The sequence below is a fragment of the Klebsiella sp. H-Nf2 genome (assembly GCF_002806645.1).
In the GTDB taxonomy this organism is placed as follows: Bacteria; Pseudomonadota; Gammaproteobacteria; order Enterobacterales; family Enterobacteriaceae; genus Klebsiella; species Klebsiella variicola.
The window spans coordinates 713378-732523 of sequence record NZ_PIBL01000002.1; the positions used below are offsets into that span (position 1 = coordinate 713378).

The following is a 19146-nucleotide window of genomic DNA, read 5'->3' on the forward strand; positions in this document are numbered from 1 at the left end:
TTTTGTGTGTCGCTGCGGCGACCGACCGTTTCCACCTCAGGCGAGAGACAATGTTTGATAATTTAACCGATCGTTTGTCGCGTACGCTGCGCAACATTAGCGGCCGCGGACGCCTTACAGAAGACAATATTAAAGACACCCTGCGCGAAGTGCGCATGGCGCTGCTGGAAGCGGACGTTGCGCTTCCGGTGGTACGTGATTTCATCAGCCGCGTGAAAGAGAGCGCGGTCGGCCATGAAGTCAATAAAAGCCTGACCCCGGGTCAGGAGTTCGTCAAAATCGTCCGCAACGAGCTGGTGGCGGCGATGGGCGAAGAGAACCAGACGCTCGACCTGGCGGCGCAGCCGCCGGCGGTGGTGCTGATGGCGGGTCTGCAGGGTGCCGGTAAAACGACCAGCGTCGGTAAGCTGGGGAAATTCCTGCGCGAGAAGCACAAGAAGAAAGTGCTGGTCGTTTCCGCGGACGTTTACCGTCCGGCGGCGATTAAACAGCTGGAAACCCTGGCCGAGCAGGTCGGCGTCGATTTCTTCCCGTCTGACGTCGGCCAGAAGCCGGTGGATATCGTCAATGCGGCGCTGAAAGAAGCGAAACTCAAATTCTACGACGTGCTGCTGGTGGATACCGCCGGTCGTCTGCACGTTGACGAAGCGATGATGGACGAAATCAAGCACGTCCACGCCGCCATTAACCCGGTTGAAACCCTGTTCGTCGTCGATGCGATGACCGGTCAGGATGCGGCGAATACCGCGAAGGCCTTTAACGAAGCGCTGCCGCTGACCGGCGTGGTGCTGACCAAAGTGGACGGCGACGCCCGCGGCGGTGCGGCGCTGTCGATTCGCCATATTACCGGCAAGCCGATTAAATTCCTCGGCGTCGGCGAGAAAACCGAAGCGCTGGAGCCGTTCCATCCGGACCGCGTCGCTTCCCGCATCCTCGGCATGGGCGACGTGCTGTCGCTGATCGAAGATATCGAGAGCAAAGTTGACCGCGCGCAGGCCGAAAAGCTGGCCTCCAAGCTGAAGAAAGGCGACGGTTTCGATCTGACGGACTTCCTTGAGCAGCTGCGTCAGATGAAAAACATGGGCGGCATGGCCAGCCTGATGGGCAAGCTGCCGGGTATGGGCCAGATCCCGGACAACGTAAAAGCGCAGATGGACGACAAAGTGCTGGTGCGTATGGAAGCCATCATCAACTCGATGACCCTGAAAGAGCGCGCCAAGCCGGAAATCATCAAAGGCTCACGTAAGCGCCGTATCGCCGCCGGCTGCGGGATGCAGGTGCAGGATGTGAACCGTCTGCTGAAGCAGTTCGACGACATGCAGCGCATGATGAAGAAGATGAAGTCGAAAGGCGGCATGATGAAGATGATGCGCGGGATGAAAGGGATGATGCCGCCAGGATTCCCAGGCCGCTAAAAACAAGGGTATAAGGCTATCTTGTTTGCCATTTTAGCTCCGGGGTGTGCTCGAAATGCTCACGTACTACGTGTACGCTCCGCTTTCTGCGCGCACGCCGGAACTAAACTAGCTGCACCGATATACGCCTTCTATCCCTTGTTTAATGCTCAGTACCAAGATGCTGATTGCATTTTTCCCAGAAATCAGTAAAATTTTCGGGCTTTTAATATGACACCGGGCTCCGTTCCTCGATGGGGCCCGGTTGTTTTATTCACACAAGAGGATGTTATGGTAACTATTCGTTTAGCACGTCACGGCGCTAAAAAGCGTCCGTTCTACCAGGTTGTTGTCACCGACAGCCGTAATGCACGCAACGGTCGCTTCATCGAGCGCGTTGGTTTCTTCAACCCGATCGCTAGCGGCGCGGAAGAAGAAACTCGCCTGGATCTGGATCGTATCGCTCACTGGGTTGGCCTGGGCGCTACTGTTTCCGATCGCGTTGCCGCGCTGATCAAAGCCGCTAACAAAGCAGCTTAATCTGTCACGGTGGTCATGATGAGCAAGCAACACACCGCACAAGCACCTGTTGATCCGATCGTATTGGGGAAAATGGGTTCTTCCTACGGTATCCGTGGTTGGCTCAGAGTGTTTTCCTCCACCGAAGACGCCGAAAGCATTTTTGACTATCAGCCCTGGTTAATCCAGAAGGCGGGTCAGTGGCAGGTTGTTGAGCTGGAAGGCTGGCGCCACCACAATCAGGACATCATCATCAAGCTGAAAGGCGTTGACGATCGTGATGCCGCGAATCTACTGACTAATTGCGAAATTATCGTGGATTCATCGCAATTGCCGGAGCTGGAAGAGGGTGACTACTACTGGAAAGACCTGATGGGCTGCCAGGTAGTTACGACGGAAGGCTATAGCCTCGGTAAAGTCATCGATATGATGGAAACCGGGTCTAATGACGTACTCGTCATCAAGGCAAACCTGAAAGATGCATTTGGCATCAAGGAGCGGTTGGTTCCGTTCCTCGATGGGCAGGTTATCAAGAAAGTCGATCTCACTACGCGTACTATCGAAGTAGATTGGGATCCTGGTTTTTAAATTCTCCGGATAAACGGTAAAAGACGGCGCTATGTGGATTGGCATAATTAGCCTGTTTCCTGAAATGTTCCGCGCAATTACCGATTACGGGGTAACTGGCCGGGCAGTAAAAAATGGCCTGCTGAGCATCGAAAGCTGGAGTCCTCGCGACTTCGCTCATGACCGGCACCGTACCGTGGACGATCGTCCTTACGGCGGCGGACCGGGGATGCTAATGATGGTGCAACCTTTACGGGATGCTATTCATGCAGCAAAAGCCGCGGCAGGTGAAGGCGCGAAGGTGATTTATCTGTCACCTCAGGGACGCAAGCTTGATCAAGCGGGCGTCAGCGAACTGGCAACGAATCAGAAACTGATTCTGGTGTGCGGTCGCTACGAAGGGATAGACGAGCGCGTAATCCAAACCGAAATTGACGAAGAATGGTCAATCGGCGATTACGTTCTCAGCGGTGGTGAGTTACCGGCAATGACGTTGATTGACTCCGTTTCCCGGTTCATTCCGGGAGTACTGGGCCATGAAGCTTCGGCAACGGAAGATTCCTTTGCTGATGGGTTGCTGGATTGCCCGCACTATACCCGTCCTGAAGTGTTAGAAGAGATGGAGGTACCGCCAGTGTTGCTGTCGGGAAACCATGCTGAGATACGTCGCTGGCGTCTGAAGCAGTCGCTGGGCCGCACCTGGCTTAGAAGACCTGAACTTCTGGAAAACCTGGCTCTGACTGAAGAGCAAGCAAAGTTGCTGGCGCAGTTCAAAAGCGAACACGCGCAACAGCAGCATAAACATGATGGGCAGGCGTGAGCCCCCAATATCAGTTTACCCAGGATAAGAGATTAAATTATGAGCAACATTATTAAGCAACTTGAACAAGAACAGATGAAGCAGGACGTACCTTCCTTCCGTCCGGGTGATACCGTGGAAGTGAAAGTATGGGTTGTTGAAGGTTCCAAAAAACGTCTGCAGGCATTCGAGGGCGTGGTTATCGCTATTCGTAACCGCGGTCTGCACTCTGCATTCACTGTTCGCAAAATTTCCAACGGCGAAGGCGTTGAGCGTGTCTTCCAGACTCACTCTCCGGTAGTTGACAGCATTGCTGTTAAACGTCGTGGTGCTGTACGTAAAGCTAAACTGTACTACCTGCGTGAGCGTACTGGTAAGTCTGCTCGTATCAAAGAGCGTCTTAACTAAGATTCGCTTTCGCGACATCCTGACAGAAGGGCTGGCCAAGTGGCTGGCCCTTTTTTTATCTTTGTTGTAACCATCGTGATGCAAATCATTTACAATACGGCCTCATTTCGGAGGGGCGGTGGTCAGCAACAGTTTCCAGCAAACGACACCTAAACGGCGAGCCGCCTGGCTGGCGCTGTTGGCGATCCTGCTGATCGTCGTGGCCCCCCTGATCTCCATCTCCCTGCAAAAAGACCCCATGAGCGCCATGCCCGGCATGCACCACGCCATGATGATGGACAGCTCTTCCGCGAGCATGGCGCAAATGCCCGACCACGAGATGGCGATGATGCATAGCACAGACGGCGCCACGCATACCGGAGACGAACTGCCGCTGGACCATGCCGAAGCGTGTGGCTATTGCGTGCTGTTAGCCCATGTCCCGGGACTGCTTTTCGCGCTGGCGCTGTTCGTCGCCATGCTCCTGCGGCGCATTAGCCTGCCGGCTTCTCGCCCGGTATTAAAACACTGGCACTACTTTCCCTGGCTCTACCCTGAAACCCGCGCCCCGCCGCGGCTGTCTGCTTTTTCCCTTTAATAAAAATCAATCTGCGCACCGCGCAATGACCTCTTTTGCTTTAAAAAAGGAAAAGTATGACAACCTGCACCTCGCGCGCGGCATGGTTAAACCTGCTGCGCCGCCTCCATTTCTACATCGGACTGTTTATCGGACCGTTTATCTTTGTCGCTGCCCTGACCGGCACGCTGTACGTGGCGACGCCGCAGCTGGAAAACTGGCTCTATCACGACGCGCTGCATGGCCTTGCCGACGGGACCCCGCAGCCGCTCAGTGCCCAGATTGCGGTGGCGGAAGAAGCGACCCAGGGTAATCTGCGGCTGCTGGCGGTGCGGCCGGCCCCTGCGATGGGGGAGACCACCCGGATTATGTTTGTTGACCCGAGCCTGGGCGAGTCAGAATCCCGGGCCATCTTTGTCGATCCGATCTCGCTACGGGTGAAGGGCGATATGACGGTCTATGGTACCAGCGGCATCCTGCCGCTGCGCCAGTGGATTGATTATGCGCATCGTTCGCTGCTGCTGGGCGACAGCGGGCGACTCTATAGCGAACTGGCTGCCTCATGGATGTGGGTCGCCGCGCTGGGGGGAATTGCCCTGTGGGCGATGACGCGTCCAAAACGGCGGATCAATAACGCCCTGCAGAATCATCGTCGGTTGCACGTGACACTGGGCTGGAGCTTACTGCTGGGCATGCTGCTCTTCTCCGCCACCGGCCTGACCTGGTCGCAATGGGCTGGCGGTAATGTGGATAAAATGCGGGCGGCTTTCGGCTGGTGGACGCCGCAGGTGAATACCCTGCTGCACGGTGAGGCGCCGATGGCGCACGATCCCCACGCCGGGCATCATATGGACGGGATGGCCATGCAGCATCAGTCATCGCTGCAGCCAGCGCAGTTTGACCAGGCACTGGCGGTGGCCCGTCAGGCGGGGCTGAACGCCAGCCGGCTGGAGATCCGTCCGCCGGTTTCGGAGGAACGTGCCTGGACGGTGAATGAGATAGACCGCCGCTGGCCGACGCAGGTGGACGCGGTGGCGATCGATGGCGCCACGATGCAGGTGGTGGATCGCACCCGGTTCGCCGACTTCCCGCTGATGGCGAAGCTGACCCGCTGGGGCGTCGATTTCCACATGGGGATCCTCTTTGGTCTGGCGAATCAGCTGCTGCTGGTGGGGTTCGGCTGCGCGCTGTGCGTCACTATCGGGGTGGGGTATCGGCTGTGGTGGATCCGTCGTCCGCCTCAGGCGGTCTGGGATCCGGCGCATTCGCTGCTGCAGGCGTGGTTATCACTCGTCTGGCCTGCCCGTGGGCTGGTGCTGGGGATAGCATTATTCCTGGGGCTGGCCATGCCGTTGATGGGGGCAAGTCTGGTGCTGTTCATTGCCGTTGACTACCTGCGCTGGCGCGCGGCAACGGCAATGAGGACGGCGAAGTCGAGCGATTAAGCGAAGGCTTACGGCGTGCTGATGACCACCGTGACCCGGCGGTTTTCAGCGCGCCCGGCCGCCGTGTCGTTGCTGGCAATCGGGTATTTCTTGCCTAGGCCGCGGGTGACTAAATGACTGCGCGGGACATGGGCGCCTTCCGCCCAGGCATCGGCCACGCTATTGGCGCGCTTAAGCGACAGGGCTTCGTTATAGCTATCCTCACCGTAATTATCGGTATGGCCTTCAAGGCGGCTATGGGTGATCCCGGTCGCCGCCAGCCGCGAGGCCATCGTGGTGATCTGCTGGCGGCTGTCGGGACGTAGTCGGTAGTCATTCTTGTCAAACAGGATGCTATCGGATAAGCCCAGGGACCAATCGCCATTGTTTTCAGTGAAGCCGTAAGATTTCATCGCCGCCACCTGCTCGGGGGTAAATTTTCCCTGAGGAGCCTGGCAACCTGTCAAAAGCGCCGCCGCCATCAGGGCGGGAGCGAAATATTTCCTGAGCATAATGAGTCCTTTATTATTTCAGCGTCTGCTGGATACGTTGGTTTTTCATCCGATACATATTCTGATCGGCAAGTTCTTGCAGTGATTCCGCGGTGGCGTGCTCCCACGCCAGGGCATAACCGACGCTCAACGAGAGCGTGGCGCTATGGCCATTGTGCAGGTTGAATGGCGGAAGAAATTGTTCGGACAGCGCCCGGCACAGGGCCTGCACTTCGGCTTCCGAGCGCACCTCGCGCAGCAGAACGGCAAACTCATCGCCGCCAAGGCGCCACGCCAGATGGCGTTTGCCGGCGAAGGCCATCAGGCGGCTGGCGACCTCCGTCAGCACTTTATCGCCCGCCGCGTGTCCCCAGTTGTCATTGATCAGCTTGAAGTTATCACCGTCAAGAAACAGTAACGCCGAGGTCTGATGGCCCACCTCGTTCTTCATCAGTTCGGCGAGCGCGTTGCGAAAGGCAGCGCGGTTAGCCAGGCCGGTCAGCGGGTCGTGTAGCGAGCTACGTAACAGCTGGGCGTTTTTGGCCTGCAACTGTCGCTGCCAGTCCTCCATCTCCCCTAGCAGACTGTTAAAGTCCTGAGCGAAAAGATGGAACTCCTCAATACGCTCCTCGGGCACCCGACGCGAGAAATGGCGATTTTCGCGAATATCGTGCACGACTTCGGTGATGCTCTGCAGCGCGGCAACGATCCCCCGGTGCAGAGAGTGAGTCAGCAGCAGGGCGATAAACGAGGCGAGCAGAATGCTGCCGGTCAGTACCAGAATCGAGATCCCAAGAAAGTGGCTGATCAGCTTATCGAGAGCAGTCAGCTGCAGCTCGCCGATTTGTTTGCCCTGGTGCCAGATGGGCTGCACCGTGGGCTCCGGAAACAGCCATTTACTGACAAGCCCGCTCACTTGCTCTTTGTTGGCCAGCGGTTCGTGGCGCCACGCGGCGAAGTGCTGCTTCTGACCATTGAGTACAATGGCCTGGGAAATCTGCCCTTGCTTCCCCAGTGAAGCGAGGGTGTCTTCTGCCGCCGCGCTGTCGCCAAATACCAGGGCGGCTTCAAGGCTGCGACCCATGGTCGCGGCAGTGAGCTCTAGATTTTTCTGCGCGTACTGCTTGAGCGTGAAGATTGAGGCTGTGCTTAGCAGCAGCCAGACCAGCGTCATGGAGATCACCACGCTTATCACGCTAATTCGACGAAGCGCGCGTTTAAATGTCGGGCGCTGGGTCTGTGAAAAGTCCTTATTCATGTGGTTTTTTCCGGGCAAGCATCAGGACGTCCGGGTTAACCCGGACCCCGCTGTGCGTCAGAACGTCCAGATTAACGGAGAAGCGGACCCTGTCGTCGTTGATGATCAGGCAAAACGCGCTACCAATGGAGCAATCCGTATTTTGTTCTGCGATGAGTAAAAGCGGCTTCGGGCCATAGCGGCGAGTTAATTCCGACTGTTGGGTCGGTGATTCGCTGCCAAAATAAAAACCATCGCAGGTCGTTTTTAACGCTTCTTCACTATTACGTACTATCACCGGTTGATAAGGCAAGGCATCCGGATCTTCATGAGCCAGGCTATGGGTGAAGCGTGATGAGGCAAAAATGCACAGCTTCGGCGCCCCTGTTAAAGCCGGCCAACGGGTGTAGGTCACGATCCCGGAAACAATAGCGCGAACATGTTCTGAAGGTCCGGCAGCAAAAACAGGAGATACCGCGATGAGAAAAAATACAGTCAATAAAAGACGGTGTAATACTGTCATTAACGCTTCCGTCAAATTCGCCATAGCGCGGGAAATACCGCTGCCGATGCCCGGCGCAGAATACCACTGTTAACAAAACCCGTCATTACATGCGCCCTTTGCTTTGGGACAAATCTCACCAGGATTTTTCGTAATAGCGATAGCGATAGTGCGCAAGTTTGGTGTGATTTAGGGTGATGTAAACATTGTTGTACGTTTGTTGCCGGGTTAAGAGCCAATTAATTTATTGGTGTAAAGTAAAATTTACGGAATATGGATTGAATTCTTTACTCCGTGTGGTATCGTTACGTCATGCCCGCTGAGGCAACCTTTATCGCAAACGAGCTACACAGGATCGCAATCATGCAAAAAGACGCGCTGAATAACGTACATATTACCGACGAACATGTGTTAATGACCCCGGAGCAACTGAAGGCGGAATTCCCGCTGAGCGTTGAACAGGAAGCGCAGATTGCGCATGCCCGTGAGACCATCTCCGATATCATCGCTGGCCGCGATCCGCGCCTGCTGGTGGTTTGCGGTCCTTGCTCGATTCACGATCCGGAAGCTGCGATTGAATATGCTCGTCGGTTTAAAGCCCTTGCCGCAGAGGTCAGCGATAGCCTCTACCTGGTGATGCGCGTCTACTTTGAAAAACCCCGTACCACCGTGGGCTGGAAGGGGCTGATTAACGATCCGCACATGGATGGTTCGTTTGATGTTGAAGGCGGCCTGAAGATTGCGCGTCGTCTGCTGGTCGAGCTCGTGAGCATGGGACTGCCGCTGGCGACGGAAGCGCTGGATCCGAACAGTCCGCAGTACCTTGGCGATCTGTTCAGCTGGTCAGCCATCGGCGCACGTACCACGGAATCACAAACGCACCGCGAAATGGCCTCCGGCCTGTCGATGCCGGTCGGTTTTAAAAACGGTACCGACGGTAGCCTGGCGACGGCCATCAACGCGATGCGCGCCGCGGCAATGCCGCACCGTTTCGTCGGCATCAACCAGGCCGGGCAGGTCTGCCTGTTGCAAACGCAGGGTAATCCGAATGGCCATGTGATCCTGCGCGGCGGCAAGGCGCCGAACTACGGTCCGGAAGATGTGGCGAAATGCGAAAAAGAGATGGCGCAGGCGGGACTGAAACCGTCGCTGATGGTAGATTGCAGTCATGGGAACTCCAATAAAGATTTCCGCCGCCAGCCAGCCGTGGCTGAATCCGTTGTCGCGCAGATCAAAGATGGCAACCGCTCCATTATCGGCCTGATGATCGAGAGTAATATCCACGAAGGTAATCAGTCCTCTGAACAGCCGCGTGAGGCGATGAAATACGGCGTCTCGGTGACTGATGCCTGCATCAGCTGGGAAAGCACCGATGCGCTGCTGCGTGAACTGGATAAGGATCTCCGCGGCCATCTGGCGGCCCGTTTGATGTAAGAGGAAAGTATGGTTGCTGAACTGACCGCGTTACGCGATCAAATTGATGAAGTAGATAAAGCGTTGCTTAGCCTGCTGGCTAAGCGTCTGGAACTGGTGGCCGAAGTCGGCGAGGTGAAGAGCCAGTATGGCCTACCGATTTACGTCCCGGAGCGCGAGGCGGCGATGCTCGCCTCCCGGCGTGAAGAGGCGGCTGCGCTCGGCGTACCGCCGGATCTGATCGAGGATGTTCTGCGTCGCGTGATGCGGGAATCCTATTCCAGCGAAAACGACAAAGGCTTCAAAACCCTGCACCCGAATTTGCGACCGGTGGTTATCGTCGGCGGCGGCGGGCAGATGGGGCGTCTGTTTGAGAAGATGTTAACGCTGTCCGGCTACCAGGTGCGTATTCTGGAAAAAGAGGATTGGGCGCGGGCGGCGGATATCGTCGCCGATGCCGGCATGGTCATCGTCAGCGTACCGATTCACACCACCGTGGAGACGATCGGCAGGCTGCCGCCGCTGCCGGCGGATTGCATTCTGATCGACCTTGCCTCGGTGAAAGCGGAGCCGCTGCAGGCGATGCTGGCAGCGCATCAGGGTCCGGTTCTTGGCCTGCACCCGATGTTCGGTCCGGACAGCGGCAGCCTGGCGAAGCAGGTGGTGGTCTATTGTGATGGCCGCCAGCCGGAAGCGTATCAGTGGTTCCTCGAGCAGATTCAGGTGTGGGGCGCGCGGCTGCACCGCATCAGCGCCGTTGAGCACGATCAGAACATGGCGTTTATTCAGGCGCTGCGCCACTTTGCCACCTTCGCCTATGGTCTGCACCTGGCAGAAGAGAATGTGCGTCTTGAGCAACTGCTGGCGCTTTCGTCACCTATTTACCGGCTGGAGCTGGCGATGGTGGGGCGCCTGTTTGCCCAGGATCCGCAGCTGTACGCCGACATTATTATGTCATCGGAAAACAACCTGGCGCTGATTAAGCGCTATTACCAGCGTTTCGGTGAAGCGATTGGCCTGCTGGAGCAGGGCGATAAGCAGGCGTTTATCGACAGCTTCCGTAAAGTCGAACATTGGTTTGGCGATTACGCTCAGCGTTTCCAGAGCGAGAGCCGCACGCTACTGCGTCAGGCGAACGATAATCGGCAGTAAAGCGAAAAAGATGTATACAATAAAGCCAGCGACCGCTGGCTTTTTTTATAGGGATGACAACGATGGCTGAACCACAACCGCTGTTTGACTACACCGGATACCTGCCGGAATGCCCGACCTGGAGCGAGGCTGAACAGGCCCTCTACTGGGCCGATATCATGGAGTGTGAAATCCACCGCTACGATACCCGCAGCGGCGAACACCAGGTGCTGCAGTTTCCGGAGGAGGTCGGCTGTTTCTCCCTGCGTGAGAAGGGCGGGTTTATCGTTGCATTACGCAGTGGCATCTGGCTGACCGACGCCCACGGCCTGCTGCGGCGGAAAGTCTGTGATAATCCGAGCAATCCGGAGCTGGCGCGGTTTAACGATGGTGGGACCGATCGCGAGGGGCGTTTTTATGCCGGCACCTTCTGGGGGCCGGGGGATTACAACGGCGCGCTGCTGATGCGAGTCGATAATGACCTGAAGCCGAAAGTGATCCAGTGTGATATCCATGGCGCCAACGGTCTGGCGTTTAGCGCCGACCAGCGCTGGATGTATACCTCTGATACGCCGAACGCCGTGATCTACCGTACGCCGCTGGATGAACAGGGTGAGCCTGGACGACGCGAGGTGTTTCGCCGTTTCCAGCCGGGCGAAGGCATCCCTGATGGGGCGGCGATCGATGTGGAGGGCTGTTACTGGAGCGCGATGTTTGACGGCTGGCGGATTGCTCGTTTCTCGCCGCAGGGCGAGGAGCTGGAGACTTACCCGATGCCGGTTCGTTGTCCGACAATGGTCTGCTTCGGTGGGGCTGATATGAAAACGCTCTATATCACCACAACCCGGGAAAATATGGGGGACGATGAGCTGGCTCAGTATCCGCTGTCAGGCGCCATCTTCACCCTGCCGGTTGCGGTGGCAGGGATGAAGAAATTACCGTTCCGCGAACGTTAAACCGGATCCACTGGCACCACGTTTTCGCTGGGGTAGCAACCGAGGACCTTCATGGAGCGAGTGATTTCCGCCAGCTCCTTCAGTGCCTTGCGCATGGGCAATGACTCCAGGTTGGCCTGAATATCAAGGTAAAACATCTCTTCCCAGGGATTGCCGTGGATCGGACGGGATTCCAGTTTGGTCATGATCAGATTGTGGTTGCGCAGTACCAGCAGGGCTTCCACCAGGGCGCCCGCCTGCTGACCGGTTGCCATTAACAGCGTGGTCTTGGCCGGAACCTGATCGGAGACGTTCACCGCTTTGCGCGCCAGGACGAGGAAGCGCGTGATATTCTGCGTCTGGTTGGCCTGGCAATGCTCCAGCACCTGCAGGCTATACAGGGCGCCACCCGCTTCGCTGCCGAGTGCTGCAACGGCCGGGGAGTTAGCCTGCGCCACTTTTTCCATTGCCGCCGAGGTGCTCTCGGTATATTCGATTTTCCAGTGCGGGTAGCGGCTCAGATACTGGCTGCACTGCTGGAACGGCTGAGGATGGCTGTAGACGGTCTGAATTTTATCGGCATCCGTCGAGGTGCTGACCAGCACGCAATGATCGATAGGGATCGTCAGTTCGCCAACGATCGACAGGCTGGTGTGCTGCAGCAGATCGTAGACGTCGTTGATCCCGCCAGAACTGGTGTTTTCAATCGGCACCACCGCGTAATCGGCCTGGCCGGTCTCTACCTGATTAAAAATATCGGCGAACTTCGCGCAGCCGCTCTCAATAAACTGCTCAAAGTGGCGAGCAGCATACTGACGCGCCGCCAGGTGCGAATAAGAGCCTTTAGGGCCGAGGAACGCCACGCGGGCCGAATGCGGATTAATTTTATTCAGATGCTGCTGCAGCAGGGTTTGTTGGGTCAGGACAGAGTCTTCGATGATCAGCTGGAACAGGCGGGTGATGTAGTGCGCATCCAGATTATGGCGCTTGCCGATGGTCATCAGACGCTCCAGCAGATCGCGTTCGCGGTCAATATCACGCACTGGACGGTGGGAGGCCAGTTTGGCTTTACCAACCTCAACAGCCAGCCCGCGGCGCTCCGCCAGCAGAGCAAGCAGTTTCTCGTCCAGTGCGCTTATCTTATCGCGCAGCGCCAGTAATGGGTTTTCCTCGGTCATAGATGTTGCCTTTGTTGTTATCAAATAAAAAAGGCCTCCCGGGTGGGAGGCCTTATTGTTCGTCTTCGCATTCTTTCTTATACGACGAATTGCCTCCCGGTCACGGGAAGGTAAAAAAGAATGCGAAGAAGAACGGGACACGTTTCATGATGAATTCCTTTAGGTAGTGGGGATTACAGTACCTGTACTGTTTTCACTCTGTCAATAAAAAACGCGCCCGAAGGCGCGTGGCATGACACAACTTAAGTTAAGGATTACTCTTCTTCTTCCACAAAGCCTGCCTCTTTCACCGACGTCGCGGCGCGGCGGGCTTCCCCTTTGTGTTGCACTTTATTCAGCTGCCGTTCCAGCTTGTTGATCAATTCGTTAATGGCGACGTACATATCTTCATGGCGCGCACTGGCAACCAGATGACCGTTGGGCGTATTGATGGTTGCATCAGCGATAAAACCCTGCGGCTCCTTAGACAGAATGATGTGCGGGTTAATTAAATGAGTTTGCCACTTATCCAGTTTGGCGAGACGGTCTGCGACATGCTGGCGGATTGCCGGAGTAATTTCCATTTGTTTACTGGTAATGTTCATTGTCATAAATTTTACCTCTTGTCTTTCCCGTCTTGGTGAATCCAGCATACCTTTCCCAATGTCAAAATGTGTGATCTAAATCACATTTTATTGTCACTTTTTGTCAACGAATTCATTTTGTGAGACAGGGCAGGAAGAAGTGAGATTTTACTTGTCGAACCCGACAAAGCAGGCCATATTTGATGAGTTAACCCGGCGCTAAACCGCTTCAGCTAGCCGGGATAAAGTATAAAAAAACGGCAGCCGCTGGCTGCCGTTTTGCTTTCGGGTATTACCCTCAGGTGTTCTTGTCGTTGGCGGCGATGATTTTGGCGACTTTGTCTGCCTGGGCGTTCATCTGCATCTGACGATAGGCGTTTTCCATCTTCGGCAGGGCATCGCGGGTGGCCTGGGTATCCGGATAGTTACGCATCATACCCTCCACGCGGTTCACGACGGCAACCCAGGCGCCACGGTCGGTGTAGTAATCCACGACCGACAGCTCATATTTGGCCAGGCGATCTTTCAGGAACACCATGCGTTTATAGGCGTCAGTGGCATACTGGCTGTTCGGGTAACCACGAACCAGTTTGGAGAAGTCATTGAAGGCATCGCGCGCGTGCTGCGGATCGCGGTCAGAGCGGTCGACGCCAAAGAAACCCTGCAGGGCGCTGTCATCCAGGGCCATGTTGGTCAGGCCGCGCATATAGATGACGTAATCGATATTCGGGTGGGTGGGGTTCAAACGCATGAAGCGATCGATGGCCGCCTGAGCCAGCGGCAGATCGGCGTTTTTGTAATACGCATAAATCAGATCCAGCTGTACCTGTTGGGAATAAGGGCCGAATGGATAACGGTTATCCAACGCTTCCAGTTGCGTTATCGCCTGTTTCCAGTTACCGTCCTGCAGTTTTTGCTGGGCGGTCGCGTAGATTTCATTCGGCGGATTATCAGGCACCTCTTCCTTAGAGCCGGAGCAACCCACCAAAGCCAGGCTCAGTGTGGCGGCTGCCACCAGGTATTTCATGCGCGTCATGACGTTTTGACTTCCTCAAAATGTTTATGCGGGAGAATCTCTGTTCCTGCTCCCGATTAAGACCAGCTACAATAGCACACTATATTAAACGGCAAAGCCGTAAAACCCAACGTTAAACGAAGAAGCTGTATATGGCACAACGAGTACAACTCACCGCAACGGTGACCGAAAATCAACTCGGTCAACGCTTAGATCAGGCTTTGGCCGAATTGTTCCCTGATTATTCGCGATCGCGGATAAAAGAATGGATCCTTGACCAACGCGTATTAGTCAATGGCACCATTGGCGATAAGCCGAAAGAAAAAGTGCTGGGGGGAGAGCACATCGCTATCGATGTCGAAATCGAAGAAGAAGCGCGCTTCCAGCCGCAGGATATTCCGCTCAATATCGTTTACGAAGATGATGACATCCTCGTGATTAACAAACCGCGCGATCTGGTTGTGCATCCTGGCGCGGGCAACCCTGACGGTACTGTGCTGAATGCGCTGCTGCACTACTATCCGCCGATTGCCGATGTGCCGCGCGCGGGGATCGTGCACCGTCTGGATAAAGACACCACCGGTCTGATGGTGGTGGCGAAAACCATTCCGGCACAAACCCGGTTGGTGGAGTCGCTGCAGCTGCGCGAGATCACCCGCGAGTATGAAGCGGTGGCCATCGGCCACATGACTTCCGGTGGCACAGTGGAAGAGCCGATCAGTCGTCACCCGACAAAACGTACCCATATGGCGGTGCATCCGATGGGCAAACCGGCGGTGACCCACTACCGGATTATGGAACATTTCCGCATCCATACGCGCCTGCGCCTGCGCCTGGAAACCGGTCGTACGCACCAGATCCGCGTGCATATGTCGCATATCACCCATCCGCTGGTGGGTGACCAGGTGTATGGCGGCCGGCCGCGTCCGCCTAAGGGCGCGTCGGAGGAGTTCATCACCGCACTGCGTAAATTCGACCGCCAGGCGCTGCACGCCACCATGCTGCGTCTGTACCACCCGATCACCGGCATTGAAATGGAGTGGCATGCGCCCATCCCACAGGATATGGTCGAGCTCATCGAGGCGATGCGTGCCGATTTTGAAGCCCATAAGGACGATATTGACTGGTTATGACTAAACTGATTGTACCGCAGTGGCCGATGCCCCGCAGCGTGGCGGCCTGTAGTTCGACCCGCATTGGCGGCGTGAGTCTGCCGCCCTATGACTCGCTCAACCTGGGCGCCCATTGCGGAGACAATCTGCAGCATGTTGAAGAAAACCGGCGGCGGATGTTTGCCGCCGGTGGCTTGCCGTCTTACCCGGTTTGGCTGGAGCAGGTTCATGGCACCGATGTTCTGACGCTGGACGGCGGACCCTATCCGTCGAAACGCGCAGATGCTTCTTATAGCCGTACGCCAGGCACCGTCTGTGCGGTGATGACCGCTGACTGCCTGCCGGTCCTGTTCTGTAACCGCGACGGCACCGAAGTCGCCGCGGCGCATGCGGGATGGCGCGGTTTATGCGAAGGGGTTCTGGAAGAGACGGTTGCCCGTTTCGCCGATAAAGCCGAAAACATGATGGCGTGGCTGGGCCCTGCCATCGGTCCGCAGGCGTTTGAGGTGGGGCCGGAAGTCCGGGATGCCTTTATGGCGAAGGACGAGAACGCGCACCGGGCTTTTCGTCCGGCAGGCGAGAAATATTTTGCTGATATCTATCAACTGGCTCGGCAGCGTCTGGCAAACGTCGGCGTTGAGCAGATTTTCGGCGGCGATCGCTGCACGCTAAGCGAAAAGGATGATTTTTTCTCTTACCGGCGCGACAAGACCACTGGTCGTATGGCAAGTTTCATTTGGCTGATATAACCTAGAGAATCAAGACGATCCAGAAGGCAAACTTATTTTTCGCATAGTTCAGGTCTTTAACCTTGAATAATTGAGGGATGACCTCATTTAATCTCCAGTAGCAAATTTGACCTGTTTATGGGAGGAGTTATGCGTCTGGATCGTCTTACCAATAAATTCCAGCTTGCTCTTGCCGATGCCCAGTCACTCGCACTCGGGCACGACAACCAATTCATCGAACCTCTTCATTTAATGAGCGCCTTGCTGAATCAGGAAGGGGGATCGGTACGTCCTTTATTAACCTCGGCGGGCGTGAATGCCGGGAAACTACGCACTGACATCGAACAGGCCTTGAGCCGTTTACCGCAGGTGGAAGGCACCGGCGGCGATGTACAACCTTCTCAGGATTTAGTGCGGATCCTGAACCTTTGCGACAAGCTGGCGCAAAAGAAAAAGGACAACTTTATTTCGTCGGAACTGTTCGTTCTGGCGGCGCTTGAATCGCGCGGTACGCTGACCGACCTTTTAAAATCTGCCGGAGCAACAACCGCCAACGTGACTCAGGCGATTGAACAAATGCGCGGAGGTGAAAGCGTGAACGATCAGGGTGCCGAAGACCAACGTCAGGCATTGAAGAAATTTACCGTCGATCTAACCGAGCGAGCCGAGCAGGGCAAGCTGGATCCGGTGATCGGCCGTGATGAAGAGATTCGCCGTACCATTCAGGTACTGCAGCGTCGTACCAAAAACAACCCGGTACTGATTGGTGAACCCGGGGTGGGTAAAACGGCAATCGTCGAAGGGCTGGCGCAGCGCATCGTTAACGGCGAAGTACCTGAAGGGCTGAAAGGCCGTCGGGTGCTGGCGCTGGATATGGGGGCGCTGGTGGCCGGGGCGAAATACCGCGGTGAGTTTGAAGAGCGTCTGAAAGGCGTGCTGACTGACCTGTCAAAACAGGAAGGCAACGTCATTCTGTTTATCGACGAGCTGCACACCATGGTCGGCGCGGGTAAAGCCGACGGCGCGATGGACGCGGGCAACATGCTGAAGCCGGCGCTGGCGCGTGGTGAACTGCACTGCGTCGGGGCGACCACGCTTGATGAATACCGTCAGTACATCGAAAAAGACGCCGCGCTGGAACGTCGCTTCCAGAAGGTGTTCGTCGCCGAGCCGACGGTAGAAGATACCATTGCTATTCTGCGTGGCCTGAAAGAACGTTACGAGCTGCACCACCACGTGCAGATCACTGACCCGGCGATTGTCGCGGCGGCGACGCTGTCTCACCGCTATATTGCCGACCGTCAGCTGCCGGATAAAGCCATCGACCTTATCGATGAGGCGGCGTCCAGCATCCGTATGCAGATTGACTCCAAGCCGGAAGAGCTGGACCGTCTCGATCGCCGTATTATCCAGCTGAAACTGGAACAGCAGGCGCTGAAGAAAGAGTCTGATGAAGCGAGCCTGAAGCGTCTTGATATGCTCAATGAGGAGCTGGCGGATAAAGAGCGTCAGTACTCGGTACTGGAAGAAGAGTGGAAAGCGGAAAAAGCATCCCTCTCCGGTACCCAGACTATTAAAGCCGAGCTTGAACAGGCGAAAATCGCTATTGAACAGGCGCGCCGCGTCGGCGACCTGGCGCGGATGTCCGAGCTGCAGTACGGAAAAATTCCGGAACTGGAAAAACAGCTGGCGGCTGCCACTCAGTCCGAAGGTAAAACCATGCGCCTGTTACGTAACAAAGTAACGGATGCGGAGATTGCCGAAGTGCTGGCACGCTGGACCGGCATTCCTGTGGCGCGAATGATGGAAAGCGAGCGTGAAAAACTGCTGCGTATGGAGCAGGATCTGCATCATCGGGTGATTGGCCAGGATGAGGCGGTTGAAGCGGTATCTAACGCTATTCGCCGCAGCCGTGCCGGGCTGTCCGATCCGAACCGGCCGATTGGTTCGTTCCTGTTCCTCGGCCCAACCGGGGTCGGTAAAACCGAACTTTGCAAAACGCTGGCTAATTTTATGTTCGACAGCGACGACGCGATGGTGCGTATCGATATGTCCGAGTTTATGGAGAAACACTCCGTCTCGCGTCTGGTCGGTGCGCCTCCGGGATACGTCGGTTATGAAGAGGGCGGCTACCTGACCGAAGCGGTGCGTCGTCGTCCTTATTCCGTCATCCTGCTGGATGAAGTGGAAAAAGCGCACCCGGATGTGTTCAACATTCTGCTGCAGGTGCTCGACGACGGGCGTCTGACCGACGGGCAGGGGAGAACGGTCGACTTCCGTAATACGGTGGTCATCATGACCTCGAACCTCGGTTCCGATCTGATTCAGGAACGTTTTGGCGAGCTAGACTACGGTCATATGAAGGATCTGGTGCTTGGTGTGGTTAGCCAGAGCTTCCGTCCGGAGTTTATCAACCGTATCGACGAAGTGGTGGTCTTCCATCCGCTGGGTGAAAAGCATATTGCTTCTATTGCCCAGATCCAGCTGCAGCGTCTGTATAAACGTCTGGAAGAGCGTGGGTATGAAGTGCGGATGTCCGATGAGGCGTTGAAGTTGCTCAGTGCCAATGGCTACGATCCGGTGTACGGCGCTCGTCCATTGAAACGTGCTATTCAGCAGCAGATTGAGAACCCGTTAGCCCAGCAGATCCTTTCCGGTGAGCTGGTTCCGGGAAAAACCGTCGAGTTGGTGGTGAAAGACGACCGTATCGTGGCAGTGCAGTAAGTCACAAAACGACAAAAACGGGCCCAACGGGCTCGTTTTTGTTTAAAAACCAGGCAAGAATTAAAGCTCAACAATCATTTTGATTGAAAAGTGAGCGGTTGGATTCTTTTTTTTGAATTTATCCTTGTCACCTCAGAATTACTCCCTATAATGCGCCTCCACTGACACGGAACAACGGCAAGCAAGCCGCCGGGTTAGCAGGGTTTCGGCGGTGAAGTTCAACGCTGAAAACCGACAGAGAAAAGCAAAATAAGTGCTTGACTCTGAATGAGGAAAACGTATTATACGGGACCTCGCAACGGTGAGCTGAAAGCCGCGTTGCAACTGCTCTTTAACAATTTATCAGACAATCTGTGTGGGCACTCAAAGTGACATGGATTCTTAACGTCCTCGGACGAAAAATGAATACCAAGTCTCTGAGTGAACATACGTAATTCATTACGAAGTTTA

Annotated in this window: 20 protein-coding genes and 1 other annotated feature; of the genes, 13 read left to right on the top strand and 7 right to left on the bottom strand. The window is 55.8% G+C overall.

All coding sequences use genetic code 11. The features are described from left to right. Positions 1–50: 50 nt before the first annotated feature. The 7 genes from ffh to CWM58_RS10305 all read left to right on the top strand — a co-directional run bounded on the left by ffh (position 51) and on the right by CWM58_RS10305 (position 5688). Positions 51–1415, top strand: coding sequence for a signal recognition particle protein (gene ffh / locus CWM58_RS10275; RefSeq protein WP_002914152.1), 1365 nt, complete (start codon positions 51–53; stop codon positions 1413–1415). 270 nt (positions 1416–1685) lie between these two features. After that, complete coding sequence (gene rpsP / locus CWM58_RS10280) at positions 1686–1934, top strand: 30S ribosomal protein S16 (protein WP_012540839.1); 249 nt, start codon at positions 1686–1688, stop codon at positions 1932–1934. 18 nt (positions 1935–1952) lie between these two features. Then, positions 1953–2501 carry a ribosome maturation factor RimM gene (rimM, locus tag CWM58_RS10285; RefSeq protein ID WP_008806093.1) on the top strand — a complete coding sequence of 183 codons (549 nt, stop codon included), beginning with the start codon at positions 1953–1955 and terminating at the stop codon, positions 2499–2501. A 31-nt stretch (positions 2502–2532) separates the two neighbouring features. After that, positions 2533–3300: a tRNA (guanosine(37)-N1)-methyltransferase TrmD gene (trmD, locus tag CWM58_RS10290; protein WP_008806092.1), complete on the top strand. Its 768-nt coding sequence runs from the start codon at positions 2533–2535 to the stop codon at positions 3298–3300. 39 nt (positions 3301–3339) lie between these two features. Continuing rightward, positions 3340–3687, top strand: a complete 348-nt coding sequence (gene rplS, locus CWM58_RS10295; RefSeq protein WP_002914145.1) for a 50S ribosomal protein L19 — start codon at positions 3340–3342, stop codon at positions 3685–3687. Between the two features lie 118 nt (positions 3688–3805). Then, on the top strand, positions 3806–4264 hold the full coding sequence (locus tag CWM58_RS10300) for a DUF2946 domain-containing protein (protein ID WP_100680866.1): 459 nt from the start codon (positions 3806–3808) through the stop codon (positions 4262–4264). Between the two features lie 56 nt (positions 4265–4320). Then, a complete protein-coding gene (locus CWM58_RS10305) occupies positions 4321–5688 on the top strand; it encodes a PepSY-associated TM helix domain-containing protein (protein ID WP_100680867.1) in 1368 nt (455 codons plus the stop codon). Between the two features lie 8 nt (positions 5689–5696). Here CWM58_RS10305 and CWM58_RS10310 read toward each other — a convergent pair whose 3' ends face one another. Genes CWM58_RS10310 through CWM58_RS10320 form a run of 3 tightly spaced genes read right to left on the bottom strand, consistent with a single transcriptional unit; the run spans position 5697 to position 7918 of the window. Then, the gene (locus CWM58_RS10310) at positions 5697–6179 is read right to left on the bottom strand and encodes an OmpA family protein (protein ID WP_100675887.1); all 483 of its coding nucleotides are present in this window, start codon (positions 6177–6179) and stop codon (positions 5697–5699) included. A 13-nt stretch (positions 6180–6192) separates the two neighbouring features. Further along, positions 6193–7416 (bottom strand): diguanylate cyclase DgcN, encoded by a 1224-nt coding sequence (gene dgcN / locus CWM58_RS10315; protein ID WP_100680868.1) that lies wholly within the window; start codon positions 7414–7416, stop codon positions 6193–6195. After that, positions 7409–7918 carry a YfiR family protein gene (locus CWM58_RS10320; RefSeq protein ID WP_012540842.1) on the bottom strand — a complete coding sequence of 170 codons (510 nt, stop codon included), beginning with the start codon at positions 7916–7918 and terminating at the stop codon, positions 7409–7411. Before CWM58_RS10320 ends, dgcN begins: the two co-directional genes overlap by 8 nt. A 342-nt stretch (positions 7919–8260) precedes the next feature. Here CWM58_RS10320 and aroF point away from each other — a divergent pair, with 342 nt between their 5' ends. The 3 genes from aroF (at position 8261) to CWM58_RS10335 (ending at position 11397) form a co-directional block, all read left to right on the top strand. Then, positions 8261–9331, top strand: coding sequence for a 3-deoxy-7-phosphoheptulonate synthase AroF (gene aroF, locus CWM58_RS10325; RefSeq protein WP_100680869.1), 1071 nt, complete (start codon positions 8261–8263; stop codon positions 9329–9331). Between the two features lie 9 nt (positions 9332–9340). Further along, the gene (gene tyrA / locus CWM58_RS10330; RefSeq protein WP_061153626.1) at positions 9341–10462 is read left to right on the top strand and encodes a bifunctional chorismate mutase/prephenate dehydrogenase; all 1122 of its coding nucleotides are present in this window, start codon (positions 9341–9343) and stop codon (positions 10460–10462) included. Between the two features lie 62 nt (positions 10463–10524). Next, positions 10525–11397 (top strand): SMP-30/gluconolactonase/LRE family protein, encoded by an 873-nt coding sequence (locus CWM58_RS10335; RefSeq protein WP_100680870.1) that lies wholly within the window; start codon positions 10525–10527, stop codon positions 11395–11397. On the opposite strand, the gene pheA is transcribed toward CWM58_RS10335, so the two are convergent. The 4 genes from pheA to bamD form a co-directional block, all read right to left on the bottom strand. Next, positions 11394–12554, bottom strand: coding sequence for a bifunctional chorismate mutase/prephenate dehydratase (gene pheA / locus CWM58_RS10340; RefSeq protein ID WP_061153628.1), 1161 nt, complete (start codon positions 12552–12554; stop codon positions 11394–11396). The two genes, CWM58_RS10335 and pheA, sit on opposite strands and share 4 nt — an antisense overlap. Before the next feature lie 24 nt (positions 12555–12578). Then, positions 12579–12703 (bottom strand) — a sequence feature (Phe leader region). Further along, the gene (gene pheL / locus CWM58_RS10345; RefSeq protein ID WP_100632159.1) at positions 12655–12702 is read right to left on the bottom strand and encodes a pheA operon leader peptide PheL; all 48 of its coding nucleotides are present in this window, start codon (positions 12700–12702) and stop codon (positions 12655–12657) included. It overlaps the preceding feature by 48 nt. A 105-nt stretch (positions 12704–12808) precedes the next feature. Next, complete coding sequence (raiA, locus tag CWM58_RS10350) at positions 12809–13144, bottom strand: ribosome-associated translation inhibitor RaiA (protein WP_061153629.1); 336 nt, start codon at positions 13142–13144, stop codon at positions 12809–12811. 271 nt (positions 13145–13415) lie between these two features. After that, the gene (gene bamD / locus CWM58_RS10360; protein WP_061153630.1) at positions 13416–14153 is read right to left on the bottom strand and encodes an outer membrane protein assembly factor BamD; all 738 of its coding nucleotides are present in this window, start codon (positions 14151–14153) and stop codon (positions 13416–13418) included. 131 nt (positions 14154–14284) lie between these two features. Between bamD and rluD the strand changes: the two genes are divergently transcribed. From rluD to clpB, 3 genes are all read left to right on the top strand, one after another. After that, positions 14285–15265, top strand: coding sequence for a 23S rRNA pseudouridine(1911/1915/1917) synthase RluD (rluD, locus tag CWM58_RS10365; protein WP_032433442.1), 981 nt, complete (start codon positions 14285–14287; stop codon positions 15263–15265). Then, the gene (gene yfiH, locus CWM58_RS10370) at positions 15262–15993 is read left to right on the top strand and encodes a purine nucleoside phosphorylase YfiH (protein WP_008806081.1); all 732 of its coding nucleotides are present in this window, start codon (positions 15262–15264) and stop codon (positions 15991–15993) included. Before rluD ends, yfiH begins: the two co-directional genes overlap by 4 nt. 129 nt (positions 15994–16122) lie before the next feature. After that, a complete protein-coding gene (clpB, locus tag CWM58_RS10375) occupies positions 16123–18696 on the top strand; it encodes an ATP-dependent chaperone ClpB (RefSeq protein WP_061153632.1) in 2574 nt (857 codons plus the stop codon). The last annotated feature ends 450 nt before the right edge of the window (positions 18697–19146 follow it).

Bases quoted from the DNA above. Each gene is read 5' to 3' on its own strand.
- ffh (WP_002914152.1), top strand. From the start codon at position 51: ATGTTTGATAATTTAACCGATCGTTTGTCGCGTACGCTGCGCAACATT.
- rpsP (WP_012540839.1), top strand. From the start codon at position 1,686: ATGGTAACTATTCGTTTAGCACGTCACGGCGCTAAAAAGCGTCCGTTC.
- rimM (WP_008806093.1), top strand. From the start codon at position 1,953: ATGAGCAAGCAACACACCGCACAAGCACCTGTTGATCCGATCGTATTG.
- trmD (WP_008806092.1), top strand. From the start codon at position 2,533: ATGTGGATTGGCATAATTAGCCTGTTTCCTGAAATGTTCCGCGCAATT.
- rplS (WP_002914145.1), top strand. From the start codon at position 3,340: ATGAGCAACATTATTAAGCAACTTGAACAAGAACAGATGAAGCAGGAC.
- CWM58_RS10305 (WP_100680867.1), top strand. From the start codon at position 4,321: ATGACAACCTGCACCTCGCGCGCGGCATGGTTAAACCTGCTGCGCCGC.
- CWM58_RS10310 (WP_100675887.1), bottom strand. From the start codon at position 6,179: ATGCTCAGGAAATATTTCGCTCCCGCCCTGATGGCGGCGGCGCTTTTG.
- dgcN (WP_100680868.1), bottom strand. From the start codon at position 7,416: ATGAATAAGGACTTTTCACAGACCCAGCGCCCGACATTTAAACGCGCG.
- CWM58_RS10320 (WP_012540842.1), bottom strand. From the start codon at position 7,918: ATGACAGTATTACACCGTCTTTTATTGACTGTATTTTTTCTCATCGCG.
- aroF (WP_100680869.1), top strand. From the start codon at position 8,261: ATGCAAAAAGACGCGCTGAATAACGTACATATTACCGACGAACATGTG.
- tyrA (WP_061153626.1), top strand. From the start codon at position 9,341: ATGGTTGCTGAACTGACCGCGTTACGCGATCAAATTGATGAAGTAGAT.
- CWM58_RS10335 (WP_100680870.1), top strand. From the start codon at position 10,525: ATGGCTGAACCACAACCGCTGTTTGACTACACCGGATACCTGCCGGAA.
- pheA (WP_061153628.1), bottom strand. From the start codon at position 12,554: ATGACCGAGGAAAACCCATTACTGGCGCTGCGCGATAAGATAAGCGCA.
- raiA (WP_061153629.1), bottom strand. From the start codon at position 13,144: ATGACAATGAACATTACCAGTAAACAAATGGAAATTACTCCGGCAATC.
- bamD (WP_061153630.1), bottom strand. From the start codon at position 14,153: ATGACGCGCATGAAATACCTGGTGGCAGCCGCCACACTGAGCCTGGCT.
- rluD (WP_032433442.1), top strand. From the start codon at position 14,285: ATGGCACAACGAGTACAACTCACCGCAACGGTGACCGAAAATCAACTC.
- yfiH (WP_008806081.1), top strand. From the start codon at position 15,262: ATGACTAAACTGATTGTACCGCAGTGGCCGATGCCCCGCAGCGTGGCG.
- clpB (WP_061153632.1), top strand. From the start codon at position 16,123: ATGCGTCTGGATCGTCTTACCAATAAATTCCAGCTTGCTCTTGCCGAT.